The sequence below is a fragment of the Mucilaginibacter aurantiaciroseus genome, assembly GCF_024055595.1.
In the GTDB taxonomy this organism is placed as follows: domain Bacteria; phylum Bacteroidota; class Bacteroidia; order Sphingobacteriales; family Sphingobacteriaceae; genus Mucilaginibacter; species Mucilaginibacter aurantiaciroseus.
Window position 1 is genome coordinate 590,676 of the sequence record NZ_JAMXOF010000001.1, and the last position, 23,228, is coordinate 613,903.

The 23,228-nt window shown below is 41.3% G+C and carries 20 protein-coding genes; 6 read left to right on the forward strand and 14 right to left on the reverse strand.

Annotation, left to right across the window (positions count from 1 at the left end):
• Positions 1 to 100: 100 nt before the first annotated feature.
• Entirely contained in the window at positions 101 to 883 is a 783-nt protein-coding gene (locus NAF17_RS02710; protein WP_252756442.1) for a hypothetical protein, read from the reverse strand.
• 372 nt (positions 884 to 1,255) lie between these two features.
• Positions 1,256 to 2,254 carry a chitinase gene (locus NAF17_RS02715; protein ID WP_252756443.1) on the reverse strand — a complete coding sequence of 333 codons (999 nt, stop codon included), beginning with the start codon at positions 2,252 to 2,254 and terminating at the stop codon, positions 1,256 to 1,258.
• Positions 2,255 to 2,349: 95 nt separating this feature from the next.
• Between NAF17_RS02715 and NAF17_RS02720 the strand changes: the two genes are divergently transcribed.
• The 4 genes from NAF17_RS02720 (at position 2,350) to NAF17_RS02735 (ending at position 3,746) form a co-directional block, all read left to right on the forward strand.
• Positions 2,350 to 2,898 carry a cob(I)yrinic acid a,c-diamide adenosyltransferase gene (locus NAF17_RS02720; protein WP_252756444.1) on the forward strand — a complete coding sequence of 183 codons (549 nt, stop codon included), beginning with the start codon at positions 2,350 to 2,352 and terminating at the stop codon, positions 2,896 to 2,898.
• 83 nt (positions 2,899 to 2,981) lie between these two features.
• Positions 2,982 to 3,203, forward strand: a complete 222-nt coding sequence (locus tag NAF17_RS02725; RefSeq protein WP_002996718.1) for a DUF2795 domain-containing protein — start codon at positions 2,982 to 2,984, stop codon at positions 3,201 to 3,203.
• Positions 3,204 to 3,331: 128 nt separating this feature from the next.
• Positions 3,332 to 3,481 (forward strand): lmo0937 family membrane protein, encoded by a 150-nt coding sequence (locus NAF17_RS02730; protein ID WP_252756445.1) that lies wholly within the window; start codon positions 3,332 to 3,334, stop codon positions 3,479 to 3,481.
• Positions 3,482 to 3,599: 118 nt separating this feature from the next.
• Positions 3,600 to 3,746, forward strand: a complete 147-nt coding sequence (locus tag NAF17_RS02735) for a lmo0937 family membrane protein (RefSeq protein ID WP_252756446.1) — start codon at positions 3,600 to 3,602, stop codon at positions 3,744 to 3,746.
• Positions 3,747 to 3,783: 37 nt separating this feature from the next.
• Here NAF17_RS02735 and NAF17_RS02740 read toward each other — a convergent pair whose 3' ends face one another.
• Positions 3,784 to 4,500, reverse strand: a complete 717-nt coding sequence (locus tag NAF17_RS02740) for a 2-C-methyl-D-erythritol 4-phosphate cytidylyltransferase (protein WP_252756447.1) — start codon at positions 4,498 to 4,500, stop codon at positions 3,784 to 3,786.
• An 87-nt stretch (positions 4,501 to 4,587) separates the two neighbouring features.
• Complete coding sequence (gene queA / locus NAF17_RS02745) at positions 4,588 to 5,637, reverse strand: tRNA preQ1(34) S-adenosylmethionine ribosyltransferase-isomerase QueA (RefSeq protein ID WP_252756448.1); 1,050 nt, start codon at positions 5,635 to 5,637, stop codon at positions 4,588 to 4,590.
• Between the two features lie 186 nt (positions 5,638 to 5,823).
• On the opposite strand from queA, the gene NAF17_RS02750 reads away from it, so the two are divergent.
• Positions 5,824 to 7,071, forward strand: coding sequence for an ABC transporter permease (locus NAF17_RS02750; protein WP_252756449.1), 1,248 nt, complete (start codon positions 5,824 to 5,826; stop codon positions 7,069 to 7,071).
• 131 nt (positions 7,072 to 7,202) lie between these two features.
• Here NAF17_RS02750 and NAF17_RS02755 read toward each other — a convergent pair whose 3' ends face one another.
• From NAF17_RS02755 to NAF17_RS02800, 10 genes are all read right to left on the reverse strand, one after another.
• Entirely contained in the window at positions 7,203 to 8,564 is a 1,362-nt protein-coding gene (locus NAF17_RS02755) for a pyridoxal-phosphate dependent enzyme (RefSeq protein WP_252756450.1), read from the reverse strand.
• A gap of 156 nt (positions 8,565 to 8,720) precedes the next feature.
• Entirely contained in the window at positions 8,721 to 9,581 is an 861-nt protein-coding gene (locus NAF17_RS02760) for an AMP nucleosidase (protein WP_252756451.1), read from the reverse strand.
• A 136-nt stretch (positions 9,582 to 9,717) separates the two neighbouring features.
• Entirely contained in the window at positions 9,718 to 10,956 is a 1,239-nt protein-coding gene (gene clpX, locus NAF17_RS02765) for an ATP-dependent Clp protease ATP-binding subunit ClpX (RefSeq protein WP_252756452.1), read from the reverse strand.
• A gap of 137 nt (positions 10,957 to 11,093) precedes the next feature.
• Positions 11,094 to 11,825 carry an ATP-dependent Clp protease proteolytic subunit gene (locus tag NAF17_RS02770; RefSeq protein WP_256474407.1) on the reverse strand — a complete coding sequence of 244 codons (732 nt, stop codon included), beginning with the start codon at positions 11,823 to 11,825 and terminating at the stop codon, positions 11,094 to 11,096.
• A 261-nt stretch (positions 11,826 to 12,086) separates the two neighbouring features.
• Positions 12,087 to 13,436 (reverse strand): trigger factor, encoded by a 1,350-nt coding sequence (gene tig / locus NAF17_RS02775; RefSeq protein ID WP_252756453.1) that lies wholly within the window; start codon positions 13,434 to 13,436, stop codon positions 12,087 to 12,089.
• A 260-nt stretch (positions 13,437 to 13,696) separates the two neighbouring features.
• Complete coding sequence (locus tag NAF17_RS02780) at positions 13,697 to 14,422, reverse strand: head GIN domain-containing protein (RefSeq protein ID WP_252756454.1); 726 nt, start codon at positions 14,420 to 14,422, stop codon at positions 13,697 to 13,699.
• A gap of 121 nt (positions 14,423 to 14,543) precedes the next feature.
• The gene (locus NAF17_RS02785) at positions 14,544 to 15,155 is read right to left on the reverse strand and encodes a GIN domain-containing protein (protein ID WP_252756455.1); all 612 of its coding nucleotides are present in this window, start codon (positions 15,153 to 15,155) and stop codon (positions 14,544 to 14,546) included.
• A gap of 439 nt (positions 15,156 to 15,594) precedes the next feature.
• Complete coding sequence (locus tag NAF17_RS02790; RefSeq protein ID WP_252756456.1) at positions 15,595 to 16,206, reverse strand: GIN domain-containing protein; 612 nt, start codon at positions 16,204 to 16,206, stop codon at positions 15,595 to 15,597.
• A gap of 257 nt (positions 16,207 to 16,463) precedes the next feature.
• A complete protein-coding gene (locus tag NAF17_RS02795) occupies positions 16,464 to 18,356 on the reverse strand; it encodes a RecQ family ATP-dependent DNA helicase (RefSeq protein WP_252756457.1) in 1,893 nt (630 codons plus the stop codon).
• 131 nt (positions 18,357 to 18,487) lie between these two features.
• Positions 18,488 to 19,774: a citrate synthase gene (locus NAF17_RS02800; RefSeq protein ID WP_252756458.1), complete on the reverse strand. Its 1,287-nt coding sequence runs from the start codon at positions 19,772 to 19,774 to the stop codon at positions 18,488 to 18,490.
• A 147-nt stretch (positions 19,775 to 19,921) separates the two neighbouring features.
• Here NAF17_RS02800 and NAF17_RS02805 point away from each other — a divergent pair, with 147 nt between their 5' ends.
• On the forward strand, positions 19,922 to 23,203 hold the full coding sequence (locus NAF17_RS02805) for a PAS domain S-box protein (protein ID WP_252756459.1): 3,282 nt from the start codon (positions 19,922 to 19,924) through the stop codon (positions 23,201 to 23,203).
• Positions 23,204 to 23,228 lie beyond the last annotated feature (25 nt).

Here is a 23,228-nt window from a genome sequence, read left to right on the forward strand (position 1 = left end):
GGTAACAAATTCATTTGCCTTAGCGGCTTATAATATTGTTTGGAGTTAAGAATGTGGAAGTTATCGATTCTGGCAAGCTAAAAGAGGAATTTTATTTCCATTATTTAGCATTTTCAACCTGTTTGGCTTTTGTTGCAATGGCCGATTTGTCATGATAAGCATCGCGTAAACTTTGCCAGCCGGCCGAAATATATTTATTATTCGGAGAAAACTCACCTGTTCCTTCATCAAGCCCTTGCGAGTTTGGAATACGGAAATCGCTCCAATTGCATCTTTTAGTCAGTTTATTATTGTGACTTATCCATTGACCTACAAATTCATTATTTGAATAGCCGTCAGCGTTCTTATCAATATCATCATAGTTAACTACATTGTTTTTATCGATATAAAATCCTGAACTAAAAATCCCCTTAAATACTCCTGCATGTTCTTGTTTTGTAGGCTCAGCAAAATTATAGGCGCCAATCAATAAATATTCGCCTTTGATGCCTTTGCCTTTAAGCTCATCATCTACCCCGTACGAAGTTTGCTTGTACTTATGGATATTTGTTATTTTAAGCGTGCCGCGAAATTCATCGATGTTTGTTTTAACCATCGATTTACCATAAAGGTTGTAGGTATCCGGCAAAAACTTATCTTTTGTTACCGAGATGATCTTTATACGGATGCGCTGAAAACTATTGCCGATAAAACCGTAGACAAAAGCATTATTTGTAACGATAAATAATTTTGAGTAGTCGTAGTGTATGAGCGTGCTTTTTAATTCGATGGGAGAAAGACAAGGATTGTTTAATTTTCCGTTCCTGAATTTTTCCGCTTCAGTTTGTGCAAAAGCGGTAATGAATTGTAAACTTACAATTATCAAAAACAATAGCTTTTTCATTGTGTGGGTTTAATGAAATAAAGCTAATCATTGTTGTTTGATAAAACGAAAATTTAGCGGGAAGGCCTGAGCCCTCCCGCTTTTTATATTGTTTTTGACCGTGCATATGTTGATTATCAGCAGTACGCTAAATGGACAACAGAACAGGTACACTTTGTAACCAGGATAAAGGAAAAAACCTGCCACGCAGGTCTCTATATTTGATGGGTAGGGGGCACTTTTGCAATTCACAAATTATACCCCAAGTATATCAAAAACCGTTTACTTTTATTCAACCCGATTTTTATCGGACAGTAATGAAAGCTAATATCAATTTTAATAACTCGCCAACTCAAGCGCGGACGCTTGAACGGCAATTATTTAAATTCTTTATCACTTATACGGCTCCATTTTGCCACAGCTACATGCGCAGTTATCATCGGTTACCCCCAATTTTTTTAGGAAGAACTGGTAAAAGCCAACACGGTCTTTCATGCTGTAGTTATCTTCACCTTTATTGCATTCAAGTTCGCCATTAACAATCAGGATGGTCATGCCAAAACCTGGTGTACGGCCTTTGGCTTTGTCTACGGTATTTGGCTGCCATTTGCCTATCATAACATCATGTGCCGATGGTTTGTGGGTTTCGGGCGTCATCCAAAAATAAATAGCCGTTTTAAATGCAACAACCGGGTCCGTTTCTATTAAGGCAGGGTTGTTAAGCAATACGTGCCTGTCTCCAAAAATACAGTCGGATGCATAGCCGTAATTGCCGTTATAACTGATCTGCATCGGCCCGCGGCCATAATATTTTTGTCCTTTAACGGGCGGGTACTCGTCGCTATCGCTAACGTAATTTAACGAGGTATTATCTTCGTGGATCAGCATTAGTCCATCGGTATAGCTTTCGTTTTGGCCGTGGCGGGTTTCGTGCGCTATTTGGGCAAAAAAGGCTGCCAGTTCGCGTTTGTTACCGGCCGCGTCTTTTTCTGCACAAAAGTTTCCATAATCTACGGTGTAAACACTATCGGGTTTCATTTTGGCCCAGGCTTCGTTCCAGTCGCCGTCCTGGCGCACGGTGGTGGCCTTGCCGGTGGTTTTATCGGTACGAATGAATTGGTATACCGATACCGCCCTGCGGGTAACCTGCACCTTTATTTGCGCAAGTTGGTTAACGGCCTGCACAAAGGCTTTATAGGTATAAAATTTGTCGCGCTGGGGAAACAGGGCGTTAAACTGTTTTTCGGTTAAAAAGGTGGCAAAATCCGCCTTTGATTTTGGCGTTTCGACAACGTTTTTTTTTGCACTGCCGTTGCTGCATTTAAAGCTTAGTAATGCAACTGTAATTAAACAGATAAGCGACACTTTGGCCGATGATATTATGGGTTTCATAGTTTCAAAATAATATATTTGAACAATATAATACTCTACAAGTTTAGCACAATATGTTAAAACGCTGTTAAAATTATTAAATTGCTATTGTAGTTATGAAGATATACACCAAAACAGGGGATAAGGGCTATACATCGTTAATTGGCGGTACCCGAGTGCCCAAGCACCACTTACGGATAGAAAGCTACGGAACTGTAGATGAACTTAACTCGTACATCGGCCTCATCCGCGACCAGCAAATTACCGACTACGATAAGGACGTCCTGAAACAAATACAGGACAGGTTGTTCACCATAGGCTCGTCATTGGCGGCTGATCCTGAAAAATCTAAAATGGTTATACCGGACCTTTACCCCGAAGATATTGAGCTGCTGGAGAAAGAAATGGATCGCATGAACGAAACCCTGCCCCAACTGCGCCACTTTATTTTGCCAGGCGGTAATAATACCATATCTTACTGCCACATAGCGCGCTGCGTATGCCGCCGTGCCGAAAGGTTGAGCGTACATTTGGCCGAAGAAAGCACCGTGGATGAGAAAGTGAATATTTATCTGAACAGGTTGAGCGATTACTTATTCACTTTAGCAAGGATGGTTGGATACGCTGATAAAATCTCTGAAAATCAATGGATCCCGCGTATGTAAAAAAATTACAAAAAATATTGATAATCATTTTAAAAATATTATACTTTTGCGAAAAAGCAAAATTTACCATTTAACATAAAAAGATGTATTGGACACTTGAATTAGCATCGCACCTTGAAGATGCGCCATGGCCTGCCACGAAAGACGAATTAATAGATTACGCCATACGTTCGGGAGCGCCTGTAGAGGTTATAGAGAACCTGCAGGCACTTGAAGATGATGGTGAACCGTATGAAAATATAGAGGAAATCTGGCCGGATTACCCTACCAAAGACGACTTCTTTTTTAACGAGGACGAGTACTAACGCGCCCCCGGTTAAGTAATTTAGAAGCCCTGCATGCAGGGCTTTTTTTGTTTACACCTCTTTTTGGAATGATTTTGGTATAGATGTTATAAATACATTTATTTAAACAATAGAAAAAACATTTTGCCATGAGAAGCTTATTGTACCTTATCGCTGTAGTTCTTGTAATAGCCTGGATCTTTGGAGCATTTATATCACCATTTGGTGGCAGCATTATTCATGTTTTATTGGTTATAGCAATTATCGCTGTAATATTAGGCGTGATCAGGAGGGCTTAGTAAAAGCGATAAAAATATAAACCCGGTATATGCCGGCCTCTTTTATGCCAAAACTTTTTATAATAACGTTGGTTTATTATTTACATATACTTAAACATTTAACTAAACACACAACATTATGAGAGGCTTATTGTACATCATCGCAGTTATTTTGGTAATAGGATGGATCTTTGGATTCTTTGTAAATCACGCGGGCGGCTTAATTCACATTTTACTGGTAATAGCAATCATCGCTTTATTACTTGGCGTGATCAGAAGGGCCTGATAATTTTATCAGATATATTTACAGCCACCATACGTTATTAACGGATGGTGGCTTTTTTATTTATAAGTGCTTCTGCAATGGTAATATCCTCGGGGAAAGTAATTTTGATATTGCTGTAACTACCTTCTATCAGCGTTATGGCAACGCCGCTTTTTTCTACAACCGATGCATCATCGGTAAAATTATCGGTGTATGGCTGCTCGTAAGCTTTCTTTAATAAAGCTAATTGAAATGTTTGCGGGGTTTGTACCAGGTAGATGTTATCACGGTTTAAACTGGTAGATCTTCTATCAACCACCTGCCTTATCGAATCGCGGCTTTTTACGGCTGTTACGGCGGTGCCATCCTTAAAAGCGCATCGGTAAGCTTCGTCGATAATTGCAGTGCTTACAAGCGGCCGCACGGCGTCATGCAAGGCAATCAGGGCATCCTCACCGTCAATTGTATCAATAGCATTTTTTACGGAATGGAACCGGGTTTCGCCACCGGTAATTACGGTATGGGGGATAGTGAAATTATGTTTGTTGCAAAGTTCGGCCCAAAGCCCGTGATAGCCTGCATGCAACGCTAAGATGATTTTTGGCGATGAATGGCTTTGCTTAAACGCCCTGATGGTGTGCATCAAAACCGGCTCGCCACAAAGCTCAATAAATTGCTTGGGCAATACCGACTGCATCCTGCTGCCCGAACCACCGGCGACGATGACTGCATAGGTAGATTTGAGAAATGAGATTTGAGAAATGAGACCGGGCATGTACAATTATTGATAAGCCAAAGCTATAAAACAAAAATGAGATATGAACTTCCGTCTCATATCTCAAATCTCATATCTCAGCGAAGCTTAAATAATCAGCATCGCGTCGCCATAGCTGTAGAAACGGTATTTTTCTTTAACCGCTACTTCGTAGGCGTTCATTACATGGTCGTAACCGCCAAATGCTGCAACCATCATCAACAAAGTTGATTCGGGTGTGTGGAAGTTGGTAATCATGGTATTTGCGATACTAAATTCGTACGGCGGGAAAATGAATTTGCTGGTCCAGTCGTTTGCGGGTTTCAAGATCTTACCTGCAGATACTGCCGATTCAACTGCACGCATAGATGTTGTACCAACCGCGCAAATCTGTTTTTTTCTTTCGATACCACGGTTAACTATTCTTGCTTGGTTATCTTCAATAATGAATTGCTCAGAATCCATTTTGTGTTTGGTCAGATCCTCCACCTCAACCGGGCGGAAGGTGCCTAAACCAACGTGCAGGGTAACCTCGGCAAATTCAACACCTTTTAATTCAAGGCGTTTCATTAGCTCGCGGCTAAAGTGTAAGCCGGCGGTAGGGGCTGCAACAGCGCCTTCGTGCTTGGCAAATATGGTTTGGTAACGCTCTTTATCGTCGGCAGTAGCCTTGCGTTTTATGTATTTTGGAAGTGGTGTTTCACCCAGGATCTCCACATTGCGGCGAAACTCTTCGTCGGTACCGTCAAAAAGAAAACGGATGGTACGCCCACGTGATGTGGTGTTATCTACAACCTCGGCAATAAGCAGGTCGTCGTCGCCAAAGTATAGTTTGTTACCAACGCGTATTTTACGGGCGGGGTCAACTAATACATCCCAAAGGCGTAATTCTTTATTTAATTCGCGAAGCAAAAATACTTCGATGGTAGCGCCGGTTTTTTCTTTGTTACCATACATACGCGCCGGGAATACTTTGGTGTTGTTCAGGATCATTACATCCTGGTCATCAAAATAATCCAATACATCCTTAAATATTTTATGCTCAATTGTGCCAGAATCGCGGTGTAGGACCATCAAACGTGATTCGTCGCGGATATCTGACGGAGAATGAGCAATTAATGATTCGGGTAAATTGAATTTAAATTGAGATAATTTCATGCTTATATATATGAATTTTCAGGGCGCAAATGTACGGAATATTTGTTATTTACCACCCTTTTTTGATACAGCTAAATAGTTAACAGTAAAAGTGAAAATTACTGTAACTTAAATAGTTTAACACCGTCTAACAAATACTGTTTTAAACAAAGCGAATCAATCACCCGGTTAGATCAAAATAACGATATGATATTACTTAAACTTATCCGCGAAAGTTTTTTGTTTGCGTACGATGCTCTTAGGCAAAATAAGCTGCGTACCATGCTATCATTATTGGGCGTAACCATTGGTATTTTTACCATTATAGCGGTATTTTCGGCAGTTGACACGTTGCGGAATAACCTGCAAAAAAGCGTTAATAAGCTGGGCAGTAACAGTATTTACGTGCAAAAATGGCCATGGGTAGGGGATGATAACTTTCCCTGGTGGAAATATATGCAGCGCCCGGTACCTAAACTGCGAGATTTTGACCAGTTAAGTCGCCGTAGCCAAACCGCAAAAGCCCTTTCCTACGAAATAAGCATTGATAACCGCACCGTCAAATACCTAAGTAATACGGTTGATGGCGCGCAGATAGATGCCGTATCGCACGATCATGATAAAACGTGGAATTTTGATTTTCAGGATGGCAGATACTTTACCGATATCGAATCGCGCACGGGCGCACCGGTTACCATTATTGGCGCTGATATTGCCGACGCGCTTTTCCCGGGAGGTACGGGTGTGGGCAAGCAAATAAAAATTATGGGCCGTAAGGTTACCATTATTGGTGTTTTTGCCAAAGAGGGTAAAGATATATTAGGCATCACCAGCGATAACCAGATCTTGCTGCCGCTAAACTTCGCCAAAAACGTTATCGACATTGAGAACGAGAAATATAACCCGCAGATAGTTGTGCGCGGACAGGATAAACTGGGCGACATAGAGGTAGAAAGTGAAGTCCGCGGTTTAATGCGTTCTATCCACAGTATCCGCCCCGGTGGCGAAGACGACTTTTCGCTTAATAAATCAACCATCCTTACCAACCAGCTCGACCAATTATTTGGTATTGTAAATATAGCCGGCGCCATCATTGGAGGGTTCTCTATACTGGTAGGTGGTTTTGGTATAGCCAATATCATGTTTGTATCGGTTAAAGAGCGTACCAATATCATTGGCATCCAAAAATCATTAGGGGCAAAAAATTACTTCATCCTGCTTCAATTTTTGATAGAAGCCATATCATTATGCCTGATGGGAGGGGTTATAGGCCTGTTACTGGTGTATTTGGGTACCCTCGGTGTTAAAGCAGCATCAGGTATTGAAGTGGTGCTTGATATGGGCAACATCATATTTGGTATCGGTATCTCGGTTGCCATCGGTATTATATCTGGCATCGTTCCCGCTTGGTTTGCTTCAAGGCTTGACCCGGTAGAGGCGATAAGGACAAATTAAAATTACAGGGCTCTTGTTTTGAATGAGTGAAGTTATCTGATCAGCACTATGTTTAATAGGGTAAAAAATTGATATAAACAAAAAAAGACGCGAAGTATCGCGTCTCTCTGTATATCTTTTGATTCAGCCTGTTAAGCCGATATCGCGTTAATGATATCGTACTGGGTGATGATCTCTATTTTACCATTATCATCCTCAACCAATACCGCAATATTATCCTTATTGATCATGCCCGAAATTTTATCGATAGAAGTATTCAGGTCGATAAAAGGGAATGGCGCGGTTGAGATATTTTTTACGGGTTGCGATTTGATGCTCGGGTTCTCTATCAGCGAATCCAGTATATCGCTTTCGGTAATTTTGCCGATCACCATACCTTTTTGAGTAACCGGGATCTGGCTGATGTTAAGTGATTTGATGGTATTGATAGCCTCCAAAACAGTTTTTTCACAATCGATGGTAACGATCTCCTGATTTTCCTTTTTGCTGATGATATGGCGTGCGGTTAGCTTTTCTTCTTTGATAAAGCCGCGGTCGCGCAACCAATCGTCGTTATACATTTTGCCCAGGTAGCGGGTACCATGATCAGGGAAGATGATCACCACTACATCACCTTCTTTAAACATGTCCTTCATCTGCAATAATCCCGCGACAGCAGAACCGGTTGAGTTACCTGCAAAAATGCCTTCTTTGCGGGTAATTTCGCGGGTCATCAGGGCAGCATCTTTATCGCTTACTTTTTCGAAGTGGTCTATCAGGCTAAAATCAACATTCTGCGGCAGGAAATCTTCGCCAATACCTTCGGTGATATAAGGGTAGATCTCGTTCTTATCAAACTCGCCTGTTTCCTTATATTTTTTAAATACCGAGCCATAAGTATCAATACCTAAAACCTTGATAGCAGGGTTCTTTTCTTTGAGGTAACGGGCCGTACCGCTAATGGTTCCGCCGGTACCAACACCTGCAATAAGGTGGGTTATTTTACCTTCGGTTTGTTCCCATATCTCGGGCCCGGTGCTTTCATAATGCGCCTGCGAATTACTCTTGTTATCGTACTGGTTTGGTTTCCATGAATTAGGTACCTCGCGCTCCAAACGGGATGATACCGAATAATAAGATCTTGGATCTTCCGGCTCTACATTGGTAGGGCAAACAATAACCTCGGCACCGAAAGCGCGCAGGGCATCAAACTTTTCTTTCGATTGTTTATCGGTACTGGTAAAAATACATTTATAGCCTTTTATTACCGCCGCGATAGCCAAGCCCATGCCGGTATTGCCCGATGTGCCTTCGATTATGGTACCTCCGGGTTTAAGTTTACCGCTTTTCTCGGCGTCTTCTATCATTTTAAGGGCCATACGGTCCTTAATAGAGTTGCCGGGGTTGGTTGTTTCTATTTTAGCTAAAACGGTAGCAGGGATGTCCTTTGCTATCTTATTAAGCTTAACCATCGGCGTGTTGCCTACAGTTTCGAGTATATTGTTGTACCACATATTATAAAACCTACTAACCCTGTATACTTAACAGGATAGGCATCAAAATTAGCAATTAATGGTGAATAGTGAGTGGTTGATTAAGTGAGTATTTGACATAGATTTCAAAAAGGTTCAAACCACTCACCATTCACTTGATCAACCACTCACTAACCCCTAAAACTTCAGGTGCTTAACCGTCAAGCCACCGTTTATCAGTTGCTTTAACGATTCGATACCTACCCGCAGGTGGGTTTCTACATATTGAGTAGTTACGTTGCTGTCGCTCTCGGCGGTCTTTACGCCCTCCGGGATCATCGGCTGATCTGATACCAGCAGTAATGCTCCGGTCGGGATCTTGTTGGCGAACCCGGTGGTAAAGATGGTGGCTGTTTCCATATCTACCGCCATGGCGCGCAGGCTTTTTAAATACTTTTTAAACTCTTTATCATGCTCCCAAACGCGACGGTTGGTGGTGTAACAGGTGCCAGTCCAGTAATCGCGTGCCTGGTCGCGAATGGTGGTGGAAATTGCCTTTTGAAGGGCAAATGCAGGCAGTGCAGGCACTTCTGCAGGTAAATAATCGTTTGATGTACCCTCGCCCCTTATAGCGGCTATTGGCAGGATCAGATCTCCTACGTTATTCTTCTTTTTTAAGCCGCCGCACTTACCTAAAAATATTACCGCTTTAGGGTGAATAGCTGTCAGAAGATCCATTACCGTGGCGGCTACCGAGCTCCCCATTCCAAAGTTGATAATAGTGATACCATCGGCTGTTACGCTTTGCATTGGTTTATCCAAACCCATAATAGGCTCATTATTATGCCATTCAGAAAATAGCTGCAAGTATTTGGAGAAATTGGTCAGGATGATATATTCGCCAAAGGCATCAAGCGGGCGGCCGGTATATCGCGGCAGCCAGTTGGCCACTATGGCTTCTTTAGTTTTTAAGCCCGATTTTATCGGAGTAGAAACTTCTTTAATTTTCTTTGCGGGGTTTGTGTTTTCGTCTTTTTTTACGTCTAATTCTTCGTTCATCTTTTTTTTTCCTCTTTTTTGTGTGTATGTGTATATAATTTAAGGTTATAAAACCTTTTTATACAGCAAACCCCGGTGCATGTCACCAGGGTTAATATGTAATGTACGAAAATAATCTTATACTATCAAATAAATGTTAAGCTACCTTTAACTTTTTAAGGTCGCTCTTTTCAAATTTGTCTCTCGCGTACGCTAAAGTTACGTTCAAACGCTTCACATCTTTTTTGGACGGGAATTCGAACATCGCATCAATCATGATAGCCTCACATATTGAGCGTAATCCACGCGCGCCAAGTTTAAATTCCATTGCTTTATCTACAATAAAATCAAGCACATCAGTATCAAAATCAAGCTTTACACCTTCATATTCAAACAGTTTTTTGTACTGTTTAAGTAACGAGTTTTTAGGCTCGGTCAATATATTATGCAATGCTTCGCGATCAAGCGGGTTCAGATAAGTTAATACCGGTAAACGGCCTATCAGCTCGGGTATTAAACCAAACGATTTTAGATCCTGCGGAGTAATATACTTATACAGGTTCTTCATATCTATCTCGTTGTCGTCGCGTTTCATTTTGTAACCAACTGTTTGGGTACGCAAGCGGTTAGCTATCTTTTTCTCGATGCTATCAAAAGCGCCACCGCAAATGAACAAGATGTTATTGGTATTTACCGTTATCATTTTTTGATCCGGGTGCTTACGGCCACCTTGTGGTGGTACGTTAACCATTGTACCCTCTAAGATCTTCAATAAAGCCTGTTGCACACCTTCGCCGCTTACATCACGGGTGATGGACGCGTTATCGCTTTTGCGGGCAATTTTATCAACCTCATCAATATATACTATACCACGCTCGGCAGTATTCACGTCGTAATCTGCAGACTGCAGTAAACGGGTAAGGATGCTTTCCACGTCTTCGCCTACGTAACCAGCCTCTGTTAATACCGTAGCATCACAAATACAAAACGGAACATTAAGTACTTTTGCAAGCGTTTTAGCCAGCAGAGTTTTACCTGTACCGGTTTCGCCCACCATAATGATGTTCGATTTTTCGATCTCTACCTCATCCTTATCAATACGCTGGTTTAACCTTTTGTAGTGGTTATATACAGCTACCGACAATACCTTTTTGGCATCGTCCTGGCCTATGATGTATTGGTCGAGGTGGGCTTTTATTTCGGCTGGTTTAAGCATAGAAGGTATTGCCGGTGCCGCTTTTACTTTGCGCACCTTTAATTCTTCTGCCAGTATCTCGTTTGCCTGGTCTACACATTTATCACAAATGTGCGCGTCCAAACCGGCAATCAGCATCAGGGAATCCTGCTTGCCGGCGCCACAAAACGAGCACCTGATCTCCTTGCTGTTCTTATTCATCTTTTGTATGCTTTAATCAAAAATAGGAATTTGGCTTCGTATAAACCAATTTTAAGTAAGTAATGATCAAGCTAATTGCTTGACTGGTATAATACCTTCCGAAAACTCAGCCTGATCAATTATCACTACTAATAAATTTATTTTGCTTTTGTTTTATTCCCTTTTAATATTTCGTCTATCATACCAAATTCTTTGGCTTCTTCGGCAATCATCCAATAATCACGGTCTGATGCCGAGTAAACTTTGTCGTATGATGCACCGCTGTGGTCAGCAATGATCTGGTATAATTCTTTTTTCAATTTAGTGATCTCGTGGTAAGAGATCTCTATGTCAGATTGCTGGCCCTGTGCACCGCCTGATGGCTGGTGGATCATTACCCGTGAGTGTGGTAACGCGGCACGTTTGCCTTCTGCACCGGCGCATAATAATACCGCACCCATTGATGCTGCCATACCTGTACAGATAGTAGCCACATCGTTTGAGATCAATTGCATAGTATCATAAATACCTAAACCTGCATAAACCGAACCACCCGGTGAGTTAATGTAAAGCTGGATATCGCGTTTTGCATCGGCAGATTGCAGGAATAACAATTGTGCTTGGATAACGTTAGCGTTTTGGTCGTAAATAGGATCGCCCAGGAAAATGATACGGTCCATCATTAAACGCGAAAACACGTCTAACTGCGAAATGTTTAATTGGCGCTCTTCTATAATATAAGGCGTATAACCCATTGGCGGGGTTACAATACCTGTTGGCATACTGTTACGGTTTACACCGCCAATAAACCTGTCTACATAAGTACTGCTGATGCGGTGATGTTTAACAGCATATTTTCTGAATTCGTTTTTATCTGGATTACTGTTCATGTGTATGTTATTTTAGTTTTTGTAGAGCGGGCGTTTACCCGCAATAAATATAGTTTTTAGTTGAATAGATTTTATACTATTAAGTTTTTTGAAAGTAAAAAAATTAGCCCCGCCCGCCCCCTTTAAATCTCCCCCGGAAGGGGAGACTTAAAAAAATCTAAACCTTCCCTGCCGGGGAGGGTTTGGGTGGGGCTTATAACACAAAAGCACTTGCTTTAAGGCAAATGCTTTTAATAAATTATGTTATTTGAACTTTACTGTTTATGCAGTAAGCTTGTTAAAATCAGAGAACAGGATCTCTTTATTATCAAGCGTAATAACACTCTTAATGTAATCAAACACCTTAAGCGCTTTTACTTGCTCAAATACCTTGTTAGCATTTTCTTTATTTTGAAGGTATTGTACAGTGTACTGGCCTAACTGTTCTTCTGTTAATGCCTGTGGGCTGTACATACGAAACTGCTGGTCTAAACTGCCTTTTGCAAATTCAAACACTTCCTCGTATTTAATATCGATGTTGTTATCCTTCATCAATTTATTTTCGATAAGTGTCCATTTAAGATTTTTTGCAAAATCGTTGTAGCCACCTTCCAGTTCTTCCCCGGTAAGCTTTTCGTTTGTAGCTTTTAACCAACGTTTTAAAAATGCATCGGGTAGTTCAAAATCTACTTTATTAACGCTGTAACTGTAAATTTCGTCCTGCAGTTTGCGGTCAGCATCCTGGGTCATCATCATTTCTAACTCTTCGGTAATTTTAGCTTTGAAACCTGCTTCGTCGGTAACAACACCTTCACCAAATATTTTATCAAAGAACTCCTGGTTCAAGTCGCCTTCTTCTAAACGATTAATGTTTTTTATCGTTAGTTTGAAGTTCGATTTTAAATCAGCTGCTTCATCTTCTTCAATTTTCAATAAACCGGCAACCTTAGCTGTATCGTTATCAAAAGCCGCATTGATGTCAAATACCAGCTCGTCGCTTTTTTTCAAACCTAATAGAGATTTTTTAATTTTCTCATCCTTGATCTGGTCTAAACGTACAGATGCGATATTGCTTATGCCTCCTTCAAAAACAGAACCATCCGGAGAAAGTTGCGTTAATTCAGAATAAAGCACGTCATCATCTGCCGATACGTCAGGATTTGTCATTTTGCCATAGCTACGGCGAATGTTTTTTATACGTGATGCTAAAGTCTCGTCATCAACTTTAATTACGTACTGCTGTAATTTATCTTTCGATGAAAAATCGATATCAAACTGTGGGGCCAAACCAACTTCGTAGTTAAACTCAAAGTTATCGGCAAAATCCCAGTTGTATTCTTTACTGTCGTCAACTTTTGGTAAAGGCTGGCCTAATACTTCAAGTTTTTCTTCGTCTAAATATTTATTTAAAGTATCAGATAGCATGTTGTTGATCTCATCTACCAAAATGCTTTTTCCGTACATTTTTTTTATGTGACCAACCGGAACCATACCCGGGCGGAAGCCTGGTAATTTCGCTTTCTTAGCCTGGTCTTTCATTGCTTTTTCAACACGTGGCTGGTAATCTTCCGGGTGGATGTTGATTTTAACAACTGTATTCAGGTTATCAATTTTTTCCTGTGATATATTCATCTTTTTTACCTGGTATTAATTAATCATTTTTTGAAAATATAGCCCTGTGGCTGCACAAAATTAGAGGGGCAAAAGTATAAATTTATTTTGAATTTAGTTAAGCATTTGGCTTGGCTTTGAAATTTAACTACCCTGTTGTTTACTGGTTTAAGCTTTTTAAGATAAACGCCCAATGTACTATGGAATTTAAAATTGCACTAAAACAACAATGGCGGCTAAAAGCCGCCATTGTTTAAAAATAGTATATAAATTATAATTTTTTAGTCGATCTTTTTAACAGACGACGCGCCCGATTGATCGTTGTTTACTTTTGACGGGTTACCGCGGTATTGGATGTCGCTCGAGCCGCTGGTATGTACATCCAACTCGTTCAAAACATTTATTTTACATTCGCTTGCGCCCGATGTGCTGATCTTGTATTTACCTACTACAAAGTCAAGGGCTTCAACTTTACCGGATCCGCTTATATCAATATCATTTGATGCCGCCTGGCCTTTCAGATAGATCTCGCTTGAGCCGCTAGCACTTGTACGCACTTTGCCGGCGTTAAGGTCAAGATCAATTTTTGTTGAGCCGGATAGGTCGATATTAAGGTCTTTTACGTTTAAGCGGCCATCAGATCTTACCTCAACTGCGTCTGATGCACCAATCTCTTCCAGGTTTTTAACACCGATTACCAATACACTTTCGCCGCTTGGGCAAATGTTACGGCGACTGTGTACTTTTAGGGTACCGCCTTCCACTGTTGTTTCTACATATTTAAACAAGTTATCATCTATGCTGATGGAGATAGATTCGGTACTATCCTGTTTTAAGGTAACCTTGTAACCGCCGGAGATATCTATTTTGGTAAAGCCTTTCATCTTACGGGTTTCGGTACTTACGTTACCGGTACCTTTTATACACCTGAACCTGCGGCACGATGAGAACAAGGTGATGGATACAGCTGCTACCAGCAGCACTATTTTAAAGTTTAAGTTTTTCATGTTTTGTTAGTTTAGTGTTTGGACGATGGTTTACGGGTTGAAGTTACACTAAAAGTAAAAAAAGCCGCTGATTAATCTAACGGCTTTTAATATATGATGGACTTTTGCAAAGTAGGGCTGATTATAAAACTGCTATTTCGTTTTGTTTTGCTTTGGCAATTGCCGGCCCTGTGGTTTGTGCGGTAGTATTAACGGCTACAAAATTTTTGTGGCTAACGTTTGCAGGGTGTGAGCAGGTTAAGTTATAATCGTTGATGTTACCTGTTAAACTTACTTTGGCATCATCGTTAACGTTTACTGTTGCTTTATAGGCTTCTAAATTTAAATCGGCAGTTGCGGTGTTGTATAAGTTAACTTCAAGCTCTAATTTTTCTAATTTACCAAATGATCTTACTTCAGCATTATCATAAGCGTTGATGATTTGTAAGTCTGCTGCGGTTACCCAAACTACTAATTTTTGATTTTTGTAAGATGAAATCCTTAACACGCCATTTTTGCTTTGCACTAAAGCGCTTTCTGAGTAGTATTTGTTGTAAACCTTAACCTGGTCGGTAGCGCCGTCAGATACATAAAGCTCAACATTTCCGTGGATTTCTATCTTGTTGATCTTGCTTATATTGGTTAATACAGTTGCTGCTTCTTCGTTAGTATTATTAACGCTTGCATAAGTGTTTGTTGTGGTTACCACTGCCATAATCATTACGGCTACCATGGTTAAGATTGTTGTTTTCATTTTATTAATATTATGATTATGAATACTATAAGTTGTGTTATGTTATTAAATACACCTATATGACGAACGTGCGTGAGAAACGTTACAGCCGTTTTGGGTGTATTAGATACAGTGCGGGTTTCTATCGGTAAATGGTAGAAAACAGTCGGTGAAAAGGAGGATATTTTGAAGCAGGAGGGGAGGAATCAGGATGCAGGGTATTAGATTGACAGATGCTATCAACGAGTTAACTCACCCCCTGCCCCCTCTTTGCGCAGCAGAGAGGGGGATTTATTTATAACAATGTGCGTTACCCCCTTTGCGCAGCAGAAAGGGTCTACTAGCGAAGCGTAGTCGGGGTGAGTAAACTCTTAGCGTGACAACTCGCCTATAAACAAAAAAGTCACCGCTTATAGCGATGGCTTCCTAAATATATGTTGAACTTTTGCAAAAGTAATGCTTACAGTACGGCTAACTCAGATACTTCAGCTTTAACAAATTTGTTTTTTACTGTTTTGCTACGGTTAGCAGCAGCCAGGTTAGTATGGTTTACAGTTGCAGACTGGTCTTGTACAAGGCTGTAGTCGTTAACGGTACCACTGATATTTGCTTTAGCACGGTCATTTACGTTGATGCTTGCTTTGTAAGCGTCAAGGTTCAAATCGGCAGATGAGTTGTTGTTCAGCGTTACGTTGATATCCAATTTATCAAGACTACCGAATGATTTTACGGTTGAGTTGTCGTTGGCAACAATTGATTGCAGGTCGGCAGCTTTTACCCAAACCACTAATTTTTTATCAGTGTATGATGAGATACGCAATGTACCGTTCTGGCTTTGTACCAATGCGCTTTCTGCGTAGTATTTGTTGTAAACCTTCACTTCATCCGCGTTGCCGTCAGATACGAACAGTTCAACGTTTCCGTGTAATTCTATTTTGTTGATCTTGCTAACATTTGTAAGTACTGTACTTACTTCTTCGTTGTTATTATTTGTAACAGATGCAAAGGTTGATGTTACTGTACCTAATGCTAAAGTGAAGATGGTTACTATGGTTAAAACTGAAGTTTTCATTTTATTATTATTTTGAATGTGAGTGTGTTAATTATTTTCTTGTTTTAAATACACCCATATGACGTCACCACTTTCAAAACGTTACAGCCATTTTGGCTCTAATAGATGTACGGGTAATTTATGTCGGTAAACGGCTTGTTTGTGACGGTGAAATGGCGGATTTTTTTTTCAAGCGGGTGTAACAGTGGCGGGGATATAGCGGATTGAAAAAGAAAACTTTATTAAAAACACGTCATTAATGATGACGGGGGATCACCCTACAAATAATAATTTCCACCATCCGTTTTAACCTTACCGGCATCAAGCAGCAGGCGGATGGTTTCGATGCGTTCTTTTTCGGAACCGAGCTTTAGGGAGGTAATTAGTTCATCTATCGTATAGGTGTCGGTGCTTAGCAGCTGCACTATCTCGTTGGTGATGTCATCAAAGATCTCGTCGGCATTTTTTTGGCGGCGTTCTTCAAGGCAAACATCGCATACGCCACATTTTGGGGCATTGGTTTCATCAAAGTAACTCAGCAGCATCTGGCTGCGGCAACGCTTATGTTCGGCGTAAGCAAAAACGGCTATCATTTTTTGGCGATAGGTTTCTTTACGCTGATCTATGAACAGCTTATTAATATATAGGTTATTGGCATGCTGCCTTGTTTTAAGCCAGGTTATCTGTGGTTTATCGGTTTGAGGCATGTAGCTCAGCAGGTTAAAATCCTGTAATTGCTTTAAGCCATCAATCACCTGCTGGGTGTTCATACCTGTACGTTTAGCAATATCATATTCTTTTACGCGTACATAATTCTCGAACGAACCCCCATAAGAGCGCAGTAACGTTTTAATGAAAGGATCCCATCCCGGGTTTTGGATCTGGAAGTTATAAAGTTCCTCGTTCAACACCTCAAACCTAAACCGCGATGGCAGAAACACGCTTTCGTTAAAGGCGAGGTACTCATCCTGCTCCAAAAACTTAAGGGCATTGATGGTTTTAATAGCATCCAGTTGAAAACGACTGCAAAACTCGCCCAAGTCAAGGTCAAAGCTGATGCCTTCCCCTGCATCATAGGCTATCTGGCAATAATTTGCCAAAAAATGATAGATCTGTTTTATTTCTTCGATAGATGGAAAGTTCTGGATAAAGCGCTTCTCCTGCCTTAGCCTGTCGGTTTGGTTGTATAATAAAATACCGTAAGCACGTTTTTCGTCGCGCCCTCCTCTGCCTGCTTCTTGATAGTAGGCTTCCAGGCTCTCGGGCATGTCTTTATGAATTACAAACCTAACGTCCGGTTTGTCGATCCCCATCCCAAAGGCATTGGTTGATACGATTATACGGGTACGGTTATTTTTCCAGGCGTCCTGCTTTGCCGAACGTTCTTCTGTTGGCAGGCCTGCATGGTAATAATCGGCACTAATGTTATGTTGATTATAATGCTTGGCTATTTCAAAGGTTTCCTTTCGGCTGCGTACATATACTATACCGCTGCCACTGATGCCGTGGGCCACATCCAATAACTTGCGCAATTTATCCTCGGTATTTTGTACCACGTAGCGCAGGTTCTTGCGTTCAAAACTTTGCTGGTAAACAATGCCGTTTTTAAAAAGAAGCTTGTCCTGTATATCATCGCGTACTTCGGCAGTTGCGGTAGCGGTAAGAGCAAGTACCGGTACGTTGGGGTGCAGTTCCCGCAGGTCGGACAGGTGCAGGTACGACGGGCGGAAATCGTAGCCCCATTGCGAAATACAATGTGCCTCATCAACCGCAAACAGATTTACCTTCATGTACTTGATCCGCTCGCGCACCAGGTCAGACAATAAACGCTCGGGCGATAGGTACAAAAACTTCACCGGGCCGTAAACGCAGTTATCTAAAGCGATATCTACCTCGCGCTTGCCCATTCCCGATACAATATATATCGCCTCGATACCTTTGGTCTTCAGATTCTCGACTTGGTCTTTCATCAGGGCAATAAGCGGGGATACCACAATACAAATTCCCTCCATAGCCATAGCCGGCACCTGGAAACATACCGATTTTCCACCACCTGTAGGCAGCAAAGCCAACGTATCCCTGCCTTGCAATACGGATGTGATGATCTCCTCCTGCAACGGCCGGAAGCTGTCATGTTCCCAATATTGTTTAAGTAGTTCGCGTGGTGTCATCGTTTTACAAAAAAAGCCCGTCGTTCGGCGGGCTTGTGCCCTCACCTAAAACCTCGTTAAAGGAGAGGATTTAGGTGAGACTATTATATTTTACTCCCTCTCGTTGGGGAGGGCTGGGGTTAGGCTTTTAATTACCTGCTTTTTATATCAGTATAATCTTTATTGGTTTCACCAACATAGATCTGGCGTGGGCGGCCAATAGGTTCCTTGTTCGCTTTCATTTCTTTCCATTGGGCAATCCATCCCGGCAGGCGGCCTAAGGCAAACAGCACGGTAAACATTTCTGTAGGGAAACCAAGCGCGGTATAAATAATACCCGAGTAAAAATCTACATTAGGGTAAAGCTTACGTTCAACAAAGTAAGGGTCGCTTAAAGCAACTTCTTCCAGTTTTTTGGCTATCTCTAAAGTTTCGTCGTTGATGCCTAATTTCTCAAGGATATCATAGCAGGCCTTTTTAATGATCTTGGCGCGCGGGTCGAAGTTTTTGTACACACGGTGGCCAAAACCCATTAATCGAAAAGGATCGTTCTTGTCTTTTGCTTTGGCAACCCATTTATCAACGTCGCCGCCGTCTTCTTTAATTTTTTGAAGCATTTCTACAACAGCCTGGTTTGCACCGCCATGAAGCGGGCCCCAAAGTGCCGAGATCCCTGCAGATATAGAAGCGTAAAGGTTAGCATCTGATGAACCAACGATACGCACGGTAGATGTAGAGCAGTTTTGCTCATGATCTGCATGCAGTATCAGTAATTTATTCATCGCGCTTACTACAACAGGGTCAATTTCGGTATCCTCGGTACGCTGGCCAAAGGTCATGTGAAGAAAGTTTGTCACATAATCCATTTTATTGCGAGGGTAAATAACCGGATGCCCTAACGATTTTTTATAGATCCAAGATACTATCGTGCTCATTTTAGCAATAAGCTTAATGATCTCGATGTTGATCTCTTCGGCAGACAGGCCTTGTTTTAAAGATGCAGGATTAAATGCAGCCAAAGCGCCAATTAACGATGACAACTGACCCATTGGGTGCGAACCCGAAGGGAAACCATCGAAGAACTTTTTCATATCCTCGTGTACAAGGGTATGGTGGCTTATTTCAAACTCGAAAGCTTGCAATTGGTCTGTAGTTGGCAGTTTACCGTATATCAACAAATAAGCAACCTCAATAAATGTCGATTTTTCGGCAAGTTGCTCAATTGGGTAACCGCGATATTTTAATATACCTACTTCGCCATCTAAAAAAGTGATGGCACTTTTGGTGGCACCTGTATTTTTGTAACCAATATCTAAGGTAACATAACCGGTTAGGTCGCGCAGTTTAGAAATATCAATAGCCTTTTCGCCTTCGGTACCTTCTATTACCGGCAAATCGTATGTTTTATCACCAATTTTTAATTGTGCAGTTTCAGACATAGAAAAAATATGTATTTGCAACAAATGTAAATAAATCTGCGTATTAATGGCCTGTAAGATATATTTACTCTTTGTAAAATTCTTATTAACTAATTATTGTTAACCACCCAATTTTGTTTGGCTTAAATAAAAATTTCCCTACTGTATATGTCATTTAAAAACAGGGCGCTGCTATTGGTTGAAAACGACATAACTATTTACAGGCTTATTTTATTGGGCTTATTAATAGCCAGCCCTGCGCTGCATTACCTTTGTTTCGATAATTCTTACGACCCGCTTTGGCTGCGAGCTATTAACTGCGCTTTTTGTCTGGTAACATTGGGGTTATCTTACAGTAAAAATAAAGGACTTTTTAAAGCTATGGTATATACCACCATATGCTCTTTCCTTTTTGTAAATAATTTTGTGCTGATTAGTGTAAACGGTTTTTCGCACGTTTATGTTTTTAGTTCTATCACTATATTTATTGCGTTATCGTTATTCTGTAAACAACGGCGCGAATTTGTAAGTATCAGCCTCGTTAATTTTGTAGCGGTTGTTGCCGCTTATTACACGGCACCAAAAGTTGCCATATCGGTTAACATATTAATAATTTTGCTGTGTATATTTACCGTGATAGCCTACGTGTCGTTTTTAGTGATGCTGGCATATAAAATGCAGTTTACCAAAGCGGTAAATAATATTATACAACTTAACGAATCACTTTTAACCAATACCGAAAAGCTGCGCCACAGCCAGCAGCAAATGCACGCGCTGATAAGTTCGGTTAACGATAGTATTTTCGAGTTTGATGAGAACCGTATTTGCATTAACGTTTGGTTTGGCCCCAACAGCCCCGATTATTTAACGGTTGATGCATTCTTGAATAAAACTATTGTCGAAGCCATTGGCCCCGAAAGGGCTAAGCCTTTTGATGAAGTGTATGAAGATGTAATGCGCTTTCAAAAAACCACCACGGTAGAATTTCAATCGGTTTATGGCGAGCCGGGCTGGTTTGTAGCCAAAGCCTCGCCGGTGCTTGATGTTCATGGCAATTACACCAAACGCATCTCGGTTTCGGTAACAGATATTTCTGAGCAAAAGAAACATGCCGACGCCCTTATCGAAAATAAAAATCTTTTGTTACAGGCGCAGGATATTGCCAAAACCGGTAACTGGTGGTACGATGACGAAACCAAAGAAAACTACTGGTCTGAAAGTCTTTTTAAAATTTTAGAAGTTGATGAAGCGCCTGAAGATTTAAGCCGTTTTGAATATTACATGGGCATGGTTCACCCCGATGATCGTGAGCTTGCTGTTAACTATTTCACCAACATCAATTCCGTTAGCGAAAATAGTTTGGAGCATAAATTCATCACACCACAGGGTAACCTTAAATATCTGAGGATCTTACGCGGTGAGGTATCACAGAACGAAGATGGTAGTTTAAAACGGGTAGTAGGCATTATACAGGATATTACCGATTCTAAGCTGGCCGAAAAAGCTGTAAAGGTTAGCCAGGCCGAATTAATAGAGGCACAAACCATTGCCAAAATTGGTAACTGGAAATACGATAGCAACACACACATGCTATCGTGGAGCGACGAGGTAAATTCTATTTACGAGATTGAAAACCAAGATGGTTCAGCATCGCGCTTTGGCCGGATGCTACTAAACCAAATCCACCCCGATGATAAATATATTGTAAAACATCTGTTTAAAAGTGGCGATAGCAGCGGTTCGTCCTACGAATACCGCATCATTACCCCAAGCGGCACTGTCAAGCACATTAGTGTTATTACCGGCAAATTAATGTACCGCGAGGATGGCAGCGTGCGCAAGATCATCGGCACCCTGCAGGATATTACCCAACGCAAACAGGCCGAAATTGATTATCGCCGTACCGAAAATAAATACCGACTGGTGCTGGAAACCATTAAACTGGCAGCTTTATCGTTAAATGCTGATGGTAAAGTTATTTTTTGTAACAAGTACCTGGCAAACCTGCTTGGGTACAGCCAGATGGAAATATTGGGTATGGACTGGATGGAACATTTTGTACCACACGAACATCAAGACATCCTGAAAATATGGTTCAAAACAAACTCGATACGGGCACACTACGTTAATCCTATTATTTGCCGCGACGGCGAACTGCGCACCATTAGCTGGCAAAACACGGTTAGTTATGATGAGAACGGCAACATTAAAGAAACCACCAGTATTGGCGAGGATATTACAGTACAGCAAAAAGTAAGGCAGGAACTGATCTCGGCTAAGGAACAGGCCGAGCGTTCGTCGCACTTTAAATCGGAGTTTTTGTCGATCATGAGCCACGAGATCCGCACGCCCATGAATGCGGTTATTGGCACAACAAACCTCCTGCTCGAAGAAAACCCCAAGCCCGAGCAATTAGAATACCTGAACACCCTAAAATTTAGCAGCGAGAGTTTGTTGGCTATCATCAACGACATTTTAGATTATAATAAGATAGAGGCTGGTAAACTTCAATTAAGCAATATACCGTTCAACATCCACCAACTGGTGCAAAACATCAGGCAATCATTCTATGCCAAAGCGGTTGAAAAGAACCTGGATATTGAACTGATTGCCGACGAAACTATCCCCGACTTTTTAATGGGCGACCAAATCCGCCTTGGTCAGATATTAATAAACCTCGTAAGCAATGCCGTTAAATTTACCCATGAGGGAAAAGTAAGCATCATCCTTGAAAAGGAACAGCTGAACAGCGATGAGGTGAGCATCAAGTTCACTATTAACGATACAGGCATCGGTATAGCAGCAGAGAATATGGTTATCGTGTTCGATCCGTTTATACAAGGCCCGCAAACCATTACCCATAATTATGGGGGAACCGGCCTTGGCTTAACCATTACCAAACGCCTTATAGAGCTTTACGAAAGTAGCATCCAGGTATTTAGTGAACTGGGGAAAGGCACCAGCTTTACTTTCAGCATCCGCTTCAAAACTGCCGCGCCTGTTACCGAACCGGAGTACACCAATGCCATTGCAGATATTGTATTGCCGCTAAATCTTAATGGGATGAACATTTTGGTAGTTGATGATAACAAGATGAACCTGATGATCGCTTCCAAATTCCTAAAGAAATGGCAGGCTAAAGTAGATGAGGCCATGAATGGGCAAATTGCGGTTGATATGGTGAACGCCGGAAACTATGATATGGTTATTATGGACTTGCAGATGCCTGTAATGGATGGTTTTGAAGCTACCCGGGTCATCAAACTAAGCAACCCTAACCTGCCTGTAATTGCTTTTACAGCCGATGCTATGCCCGAAACCCATAGTAAAGCCTACGAAGCCGGTATGTGCGATTATCTGACCAAGCCCTTTGTACCCGACACCTTATTTGAAAAAGTATCCAAACATCTAAAGCTGGTTATACCGGCGGATGATCTGAGCGGAATTTAGAGAGATCGTATATTTTGTCACCTGT